Annotated in this window: 5 protein-coding genes and 3 pseudogenes; 2 read left to right on the top strand and 6 right to left on the bottom strand. The window is 70.0% G+C overall.

The features are described 5' to 3' along the window. The first annotated feature begins 164 nt into the window (after nt 1–164). Together glcF and F1642_RS06890 are read left to right on the top strand one after the other, a co-directional pair. Nucleotides 165–1,458, top strand: a pseudogene (glcF, locus tag F1642_RS06895) (glycolate oxidase subunit GlcF). Nucleotides 1,459–1,572: 114 nt separating this feature from the next. Next, a complete protein-coding gene (locus F1642_RS06890) occupies nt 1,573–2,025 on the top strand; it encodes an Hsp20 family protein (protein WP_045982934.1) in 453 nt (150 codons plus the stop codon). A gap of 96 nt (nt 2,026–2,121) precedes the next feature. Here F1642_RS06890 and recR read toward each other — a convergent pair whose 3' ends face one another. From recR to dhaL, 6 genes and pseudogenes are all read right to left on the bottom strand, one after another. Then, complete coding sequence (gene recR, locus F1642_RS15630; protein ID WP_255522225.1) at nt 2,122–2,721, bottom strand: recombination mediator RecR; 600 nt, start codon at nt 2,719–2,721, stop codon at nt 2,122–2,124. Between the two features lie 51 nt (nt 2,722–2,772). Continuing rightward, nucleotides 2,773–3,042 (bottom strand): annotated as a pseudogene (locus tag F1642_RS16120) (YbaB/EbfC family nucleoid-associated protein); the annotation flags it as partial. A gap of 33 nt (nt 3,043–3,075) precedes the next feature. Next, nucleotides 3,076–4,863, bottom strand: a pseudogene (locus F1642_RS06880) (DNA polymerase III subunit gamma/tau). Nucleotides 4,864–4,918: 55 nt separating this feature from the next. Continuing rightward, nucleotides 4,919–5,578 carry an HAD family phosphatase gene (locus tag F1642_RS06875; RefSeq protein WP_046001056.1) on the bottom strand — a complete coding sequence of 220 codons (660 nt, stop codon included), beginning with the start codon at nt 5,576–5,578 and terminating at the stop codon, nt 4,919–4,921. A gap of 91 nt (nt 5,579–5,669) precedes the next feature. Next, the gene (locus F1642_RS06870) at nt 5,670–7,691 is read right to left on the bottom strand and encodes a bifunctional sugar-binding transcriptional regulator/dihydroxyacetone kinase subunit DhaK (protein ID WP_194885851.1); all 2,022 of its coding nucleotides are present in this window, start codon (nt 7,689–7,691) and stop codon (nt 5,670–5,672) included. Continuing rightward, complete coding sequence (gene dhaL, locus F1642_RS06865; RefSeq protein WP_194885850.1) at nt 7,688–8,350, bottom strand: dihydroxyacetone kinase subunit DhaL; 663 nt, start codon at nt 8,348–8,350, stop codon at nt 7,688–7,690. Before dhaL ends, F1642_RS06870 begins: the two co-directional genes overlap by 4 nt. Nucleotide 8,351: the final 1 nt, after the last annotated feature.

The following is an 8,351-nucleotide window of genomic DNA, read 5'->3' as shown; positions in this document are numbered from 1 at the left end:
GCCTGCCGCGCGCCAGATGCCCGACCTGCCGACCTTTTCGGGCCATGCCCGCCGCATCAGCGGCGCGCCGGGCATCCTGCCCGCCCCCGACCCCCTGACCGACCGGCTGGAGCGTGACCTGCGGCACGGTTTCGACCCGCGCGCCTGTTTGGAAACCTTGCCTGATGCAGACCCATTTCTCGCCCGAACAGCTGTCCGACCCGCTGACCGCGCGGTCGAAAAGATCCTGCGGACCTGCGTGCATTGTGGCTTTTGCACGGCGACCTGCCCGACCTATCAGGTGCTGGGGACGAGTTGGACAGCCCCCGCGGCCGTATCTACCTGATCAAGGAGATGCTGGAATCCGGCCGGCCGGCGGACGAAAAGACGGTCAAGCACATCGACCGCTGCCTGGGCTGCCTGTCCTGCATGACGACCTGTCCGTCGGGCGTGCATTACGGTCACCTGCTGGAACATGCACGAGAGCATATCGAGGAGACCTATCGCCGTCCCGTCGCCGACCGCTTCCTGCGGTGGGTGCTGAAATTCGTGCTGCCGCATCCGGGCCGGTTCCGGCTGGCGCTGATGGGCGCGCGGATCGCGCGGCCCTTCAAGGAGCTGATGCCGGACCGCCGCCTGCGCGCGATGCTGGACATGGCGCCCAGGTCGATCCCCCGGGTCAGCCGAAACGACGACGGCCAGACCTTCCCGGCGCAGGGCACCCGTCGCGCGCGGGTCGCGCTGATGGTCGGCTGCGCGCAGCGGGCGCTGAACACCGACATCAACGATGCCACCATCCGCCTGCTGCAGCGGGCGGGGGTCGAAGTCGTGATCCCGCAGGATTTCGGCTGCTGCGGCGCGCTGACCCTGCATATGGGGCAGGAGGCTGACGGCAAGGCCCGCGCCCGCGACAGCATCCGCCGCCTGCTTGCGGCCGAAGAGGGGGGTGCACTGGACGCGGTGATCATCAACACCTCGGGCTGCGGGACGACGATCAAGGATTACGGCCACCTGTTCAAGGGCGACCCGATGGAGGCCGACGCGCGCCGTGTCGCGGGCCTGGCCCGTGACGTGACCGAGTTCCTGGTCGGGCTGGGCCTGCCCGCGCGGGCAGGCGATCAGGGGCAGGGAATGCGCGTCGCCTATCATTCGGCCTGTTCGCTGCAGCACGGCCAGCAGATCCGGTCGGCGCCCAAGGACCTGCTGTCGGGCATGGGCTTCACCGTGCTGGAGCCCGCGAACCCGCATCTGTGCTGCGGGTCGGCGGGGACATATAACCTGCTGCAGCCGGAACTGTCGTCGGAGCTGAAGGCGCGCAAGGTCGAGACGCTGGAGGCGGTCGCGCCCGAGGTGATCGCGGCGGGCAATATCGGCTGCATGATGCAGATTGGCGGCGGGACGCAGGTGCCGGTGGTGCATACGGTCGAGCTGCTGGACTGGGCCACGGGCGGGCCGAAACCTGCCGCATTGGGGTCTTGAAACGCGGTTCGCGCGATCTAGATTCAGGAAACCGGCGGCCATGACGGCGTCGGTTTCCCTGCCCGCCCGGTTTCGGGGGGCAACTCTGACATCGCTTTGAACAGGATGTGACACATGCGTAATTTCGACCTGACCCCGCTGTACCGGGCCTCTGTCGGCTTCGACCGTCTGGCCGACGTCATGGACCGCGCCATGACCGCCGACGTGGCCAGCACCACCTATCCCCCCTACAACATCGAGAAGACCGGCGAGGACGCCTATCGCATCTCGATCGCGGTGGCCGGCTTTGCCGCCGACGACCTGAACGTCGAGGTCCGCGACGGCGCCGTGATCGTGTCGGCCCGCAAGGCGGACGAGGACGAGGGCCGGACCTTCCTGCATCGCGGCATCGCCACGCGTGCGTTCGAGCGCAAGTTCACGCTGGCCGACCATGTCCGCGTCGATGGCGCCAGCCATGTCGACGGGATGCTGCATATCGACCTGGTCCGCGAGATCCCCGAGGCGCTGAAGCCCCGCCGGATCGAGATCGCCAAGACCCCGGCGCGTGTCGGCAAGCTGGACGCCTGAACGCGTCCCGCGAGGGCCGGGGGGCCAGCCCCCCGGACCCCCCGTCCGCCCAAGATCCGATGGAAAGGCCGCGTCCCCCGACGCGGCCTTTTGTCGTTACAGCCTGCGACGCGCGCGCAAGGCAGCGGTGATGGTGCCGTCGTCGAGGTAGTCCAGCTCTCCGCCGATGGGCACGCCCTGGGCCAGGCCCGTCACCGTCACCGGTGACCCCTCCAGCGCATCGGCGATGTAATGCGCGGTGGTCTGGCCGTCGACGGTGGCGTTCAGCGCCAGGATCACCTCGGTGATGCTTTCGTCGTCAATGCGCGCCAGAAGGGTGGGGATCCCCAGGTCCTCCGGTCCCACATCGTCCAGCGCCGACAGGGTGCCGCCCAGCACGTGATAGCGGCCGCGAAAGGTCCGGCCGCGTTCCAGCGCCCACAGGTCGGCCACGTCCTGAACCACGCAGATCTCTCCGGTCGCGCGGGCCGGATCGGTGCAGATCGCGCATTCGTCACGGTCGGTGATGTTGCCGCAGACCACGCATTCGCGCGAGTTCTGCGCCACCCGGTCCAGCAGTTGTGACAGCTGCACCATCTGCTGGCTGCGCCGGCGCACCAGCTGCAGCACGATGCGGCGGGCGGATCGCGGGCCCAGCCCGGGCAGCCGCGCCATCAGCGCGATCAGCGCCTGGATGTCGTCGCCGCCCTGTTCCATGCCGCTCAGAAGGGCAGCTTCATGCCGGGGGGCAGGCCCCAGGCCTTCGGTCATGCGCGACATCTCGGCCTGCATCTTCTCCTCGGCGGCGCGTTGGGCGTCCTTGATGGCGGCCAGGATCAGGTCCTCGACCACCTCCTTTTCCGACGGCACGAAGATCGACGGGTCGATCTCCAGCGCGGTCAGTTCGCCCTTGGCGGTGCAGGTCGCGCGCACCAGGCCCGCGCCGGATTCGCCGGTGACGGTGATGCGGGCCATGTCCTCCTGCATCTGGCCCATCTTGTCCTGCATGTCCTTGGCGGCCTTCATCATCTTGGCCATGTCGCCAAAGCCGCCCAATCCCTTGATCATCGTTCAGTCCTCATCCTCGAAGGGGTCCCCATTCCTCAACCTCGGCCACCGGGCCTTCGGTTCCGTCATGGGGATTGGCCGCACCCTCGGGCAGGTCGGCGACCTGGGCCTCCGGGGCGACGCGGGTGATGCCGGTCAGGGTCGCGCCGGGAAAGGCGGCCAGCACCTGCTGCACGATGGGCAGGGCCAAGGCGCGGTCGCGGTCGGCACGGGCCTGCGCCTCGCGGGTTTCGGCGATGGTGGGGGCACCGTCCTCGTTCGTGATGGTGACGGCCCACCGCTGTCCGGCGGTCCAGCCGCGCAGACGTTCAGCCAGCCGCTGCGCCAGATCGGCGGGCGGGTTGTCGCGGGGCTGATACTCGATCCGCCCGGGGCTGTAGCGCACCAGCGACACGTGGCGTTCCACCAAGACCAGCAGCGTCATGTCGCGCATCCGGGTGATCAGTTCGATGACGGACGCGAAATCGGGATAGCTCTCGACCAATTCGGGCGTCACGGCCAGGGCATGCGCCGCGGAACCGTGCCGCCTGGACCGCCGGCGCGGGGCGGGCGCGGCGCATCGCCTGCGGGGCTTGGGCCGCGGGCGCGCCCGCCACCGAAGGTCCGCGCGCAAACTCTCCTGCCGTCTGCGCCTGCTGGACGCGGCGGATCAGCGCCTCGGGGTCGGGCAGGTCGGCGACATGGGTCAGGCGGATGATCGCCATCTCGGCGGCCATCATCGCGTTGGGCGCGGCGGACACCTCCTCCAGCGCCTTCAGCAGCAGCTGCCACATCCGCGACATGACCCGCATCGGCAGCCGCTCGGCCAGGTCCTTGCCCCGCGACCGTTCGTCCGGAGAGATCGTCGGATCCTCCAGCGCGTCCGGCGTGATCTTGACGACGGAAATCCAGTGCACGATCTCGGCCATGTCGCGCAGCACCGCGACCGGATCGGCGCCATCGGCATATTGCGACTGCAACTCGGTCAGCGCTGATGCGGCGTCGCCGCGCATCACCATTTCGAACAGGTCGATCACGCGGCCGCGGTCGGCCAGGCCCAGCATCGCACGCACCTGGTCTGCTGTGGTCTCGCCCGCGCCATGGCTGATCGACTGGTCCAGCAGGCTGGTCGCGTCGCGGGCCGACCCTTCGGCGGCGCGGGTGATCAGCGCCAGCGCGTCGTCGGTGATCGTCGCATCCTCGGCCGCGGCGATCCGGCGCAGCAGGGCGATCATCACCTCGGGCTCGATCCGGCGCAGGTCGAAGCGCTGGCAGCGTGACAGGACGGTCACCGGAACCTTGCGGATTTCGGTCGTGGCAAAGATGAACTTCACATGCGGGGGCGGCTCCTCCAGCGTCTTCAACAGCGCGTTGAACGCGCTGGTCGACAGCATGTGGACCTCGTCGATGATGTAGATCTTGTAGCGCGCGGACGCGGCCCGATAATGCACCGATTCGATGATCTCGCGGATATCGCCCACGCCGGTGCGGGACGCGGCATCCATCTCCATCACGTCGACATGGCGGCCTTCGGCGATCGCCACGCAATGTTCGCACACGCCGCAGGGTTCGGTCGTGGGGCCGCCCTGGCCATCGGGGCCGATGCAGTTCATGCCCTTGGCGATGATGCGCGCGGTGGTCGTCTTTCCGGTGCCGCGGATGCCCGTCATGATGAAGGCCTGCGCGATACGGTCGGCGGCGAACGCGTTCTTCAGCGTGCGGACCATCGCGTCCTGTCCGACCAGGTCGGCGAACGTTTCGGGCCGGTATTTCCGGGCCCAGAACCTGGTAGGCGGGCTTGGTGTCGGTCATCGATCCCTCGGGCACAGCGCCACCTTAGCGGGGCGCCGCGGGGGCCACAACCGGGTCAGGCAGCCAGCAGGCCGATGCCCCGGGCGCCCGCGATCAGGTCGGTCGCCAGAAAGTCGGCATTCTCTCCCGACAGGGGCACCATGTCGGGCACCTGCACGACCGTCATCCCGGCCGCGCGTGCGGCGATGGCGCCGACATCGCTGTCCTCGAAGGCCAGGCAGCGGGCAGGCTCGATCCCAAGCCGGCGGGCCGCCAGCAGATAGACGTCGGGGGCGGGCTTGGGGCTGGGCACGTCGCTGCGCGTCACCACGATGTCAAAGCTGTCGGTCAGCCCCGCCGCCGCCAGCTTTTCCCGCGCCTGATCGCCCGTGCTGGAGGTCGCGATGGCAAAGGGCAGTCCCGCCGCCCGCAGCGCGTCCAGCAGCGTGTGGACATGCGGGCGCAGCGGGATTCCGTCGCGGTCGCGCCGTTCGATCATCGCCTCGGCCCACATCCGGTCCAGGTGCGGAAAGTCGAAATCCGCGCCCAGGTGGTCGCGCAGGATCCCGCGCGAGGTCGGCTCGTCGATGCCCACCAGCGATGCCAGCAGCCCGTCGGGGGCCACGCGCCCCATGCGGGCCAGCGCCGCCTCTCCGGTCTCGATGGTCATCTGTTCGGTGGCCAGCAGGGTGCCATCCAGATCAAAGATCACGGCATCGAAACGGCGGGCGGTCATGGGTCATCCTTTCAGGTCTGTCAGGCGCTAACATGGCGATTTGCGCGGCGATCGGCAAGGCATGGCTGGGTTGCAGGCCGCGACGGGCCGCCTAGGGCTGCGTCCAGGCCGGGGAATGGCAGGGGTGGTCGATCAGGGCGGTCAGCTCCTCGTCCAGGTGCAGCGCGGTGATCGACACGCCCGCCATGTCCAGCGAGGTGTAGTAATGTCCGATCAGCGTGCGATGCACCTGCACGCCCCGTGCGCGCAGACGTTCACGCAGCCGGCGGTTCAGGATGTACAGCTCCATCTTGGGCGTGCCGCCAAGCGAATTCACCAACAGGGCGACCCGGTCGCCCTCGGCGGGGCGCATCTCGTCCAGGATGCGGTCCACGATCAGGTCGGCGGCGCCGTCCGCGCTGGCCAGGGGCGCACGGGCGATGCCGCGTTCGCCATGCACGCCCACGCCGATCTCCATGTCATCGGCGCCAAGGCGAAAGCTGGGCTTCTGGCTGTCAACCGAGGCGCCGGGCTCCAACGCGATCCCCATCGTGTAGCAGCGCTGGTTGGCGCGCAGCGCCAGCCCCGCGCAGGTCTCCAGCGGCAGCATCCGGTCGCAGGCGGCCCCCGCGACCTTGAAGACGAAGACATTGCCCGCCACCCCGCGCCGCGCCGCCCGCGTGTCGACGGGGGCCGAGGCGATGTCGTCGGTGGTCACGATGGTGCGCACCGGCACGCCGCGGGCGGCGGCCATCTCGGCCGCCATCTCGAAGTTCATCAGATCGCCCGAGAAGTTGCCGAAGATGTGCAGCACGCCCGCCCCACCATCCGCGGCCAGCGTCGCCGCCAGGATCGGGTCGGGCGGTGGTGCGGCAAAGACGTTGCCGATCGCGACCGCATCCGCCAATCCGCGCCCGACATAGCCGAAGAACCCCGGCTCGTGCCCCGACCCGCCGCCGATGACCAGGCCGACCTTGCCGGCCCGGGGGGCGCCCGTGGCCCGCAGGGCGCGTGGCGCACCGGTGATGGGGGCCAGCATGTCCTCATGCGCCAGCAGGGCGCCGGCCACCGTCTCGTTCACGGCGTCCTGGGGGCGGTTGATGAACTTCTTGACCCGCAGGCGTTCGGGCAGGGGCTGGGCTGCCTGGTCGCGGCGCCGCGCGGGCGTGTCGTCATGCCCTTCGGAGGTCAGGATGGCGCGGGCGGTGTCGGCATCGGTCACCATCACGTTGATGTAGTTCCCGCGCAGCGCGGCCAGGATCGCCTGGACCTTGTCCATGCCGCCTGCAACGCCGATCCGGCAGGGCACGGACCGCAGGCCGCCCAGGTCGATGCCGATGGTCCGCCCCTCCAGCGGACCATCGACGGGCTGGCCCTGGGCGTCGATCAGCCGCCCCGCGATGCTGCCCACCGCGGCGTGGTAATGGGCGTGCATGGCCACGTCGTCGAAAAAGCCGCTGCTGTGGATGGTGCTTTCCGGCCGCAGCGAGGAAATGCCCAGCACGATCCGGTTGGCCTGCGCCAGCACCGCCATCTGTTCTGCCACCACCGGCTCTCGCAGCAGCAGCGCGCGCATGTCGGGCGATGACACGATTGCCGGGGCCGAGATCGGGATGCACCGCGCGCCCATCGATTCCGCCAGCCGCGTCGCGCAGGCTTCGGGCGTCCAGGGGATCTTGGCGGTGGTCCCGCCCGTCGCCTGCACCACGCGCAGGTCCTGCAGCCCGGCGCGGTCGACGCGACTGGCCATCGACAGGACGGTCCGTCCCCAGGTCACCGCGATCGTGTCGGCCGATCGCGCCAGCCGCGACAGCACCTGTGCCGCGGCCGCGCCAAGCCGGTCGATCAGCGGGCTGTCGCCGCCTTCGGACGGGATCACCAGGCAGTCGGTCAGGCCGAAATGGTCCTGCATCGCCTGCGCCAGGCTCAGCGCGCGGAACCGTTCGGGGTCGATCTCGATCGAGACGATGCCGCGGGTGCGCGCATCCGCCAGATAGGCGTTCACAGAGGCGCGGGACACGCCCATCTGTGTGGCGATGTCGCCCTGGGTCAGGCCCTCCTGGTAATACAGCCAGGACGCCCACAGCAGCGGGTCCTCGCCAAAGCGCAGGGGCTGGCGGGGGGTGGTGGTCATGGGCGCGCCCCCTCCGCGCGGCGCCGGGCCCAGTGCGCAAGGCTGTCCAGCAGCGCCGCGGCAGATACCGCGCCGGGGTCCAGATGGCCCACGCTGCGCGGTCCAAGGCGGGCGGCGCGGCCGCGGCTGGCCATCATCGCGCGCGTCGCCTGTGCGCCGTCGGCGGCGGCACGAGCCGCGGCGGCCAGCACCTCGGTCGCGGGCTGGCCCGCCTGCAGGCCTGCGCGGGCGGCATGGGCGGCGGGCGCCCAGGCATCGACCATGGTCTTGTCGCCGGGCTTGCCTTGGCCGCGGGCGGCGATCCCCTCGGCCATGGCGACGATGACCTCTGGCAGGCGGAACAGGGGCACCTGCGTCTCGGCGCCAAGCGCCGAGGCGGCGCGCAGCAGGGCGCTGGCATAAAGCGGGCCGGTCGTGGCGCCGACAGCGTTGTGCAGGGACGACGCGGCCAGGGTCAGCCCCTGTGCCAGCGTCTGGTCCGCCCCGCCCGCCTCGCCCAGGGCGCGCGCCGCGGCGGCAAAGCCCCCGGCCATCGCCACGCCGTGATCGGCATCGCCGATCTCTCCGTCCAGTTCGGCCAGATAGGATTGTTCCGCGGCCATGCGCTCGGCCAGGCTGCGGAACAGGTCGGTCAGATCATGGCGCGAGAACGTCTGCATG

The sequence above is a fragment of the Paracoccus sp. NBH48 genome (assembly GCF_015390265.1).
Classification (GTDB): Bacteria; Pseudomonadota; Alphaproteobacteria; order Rhodobacterales; family Rhodobacteraceae; genus Paracoccus; species Paracoccus marcusii.
Note: the sequence above shows the minus strand (reverse complement) of the source record. Positions and strands in the feature narration are given on the sequence as shown.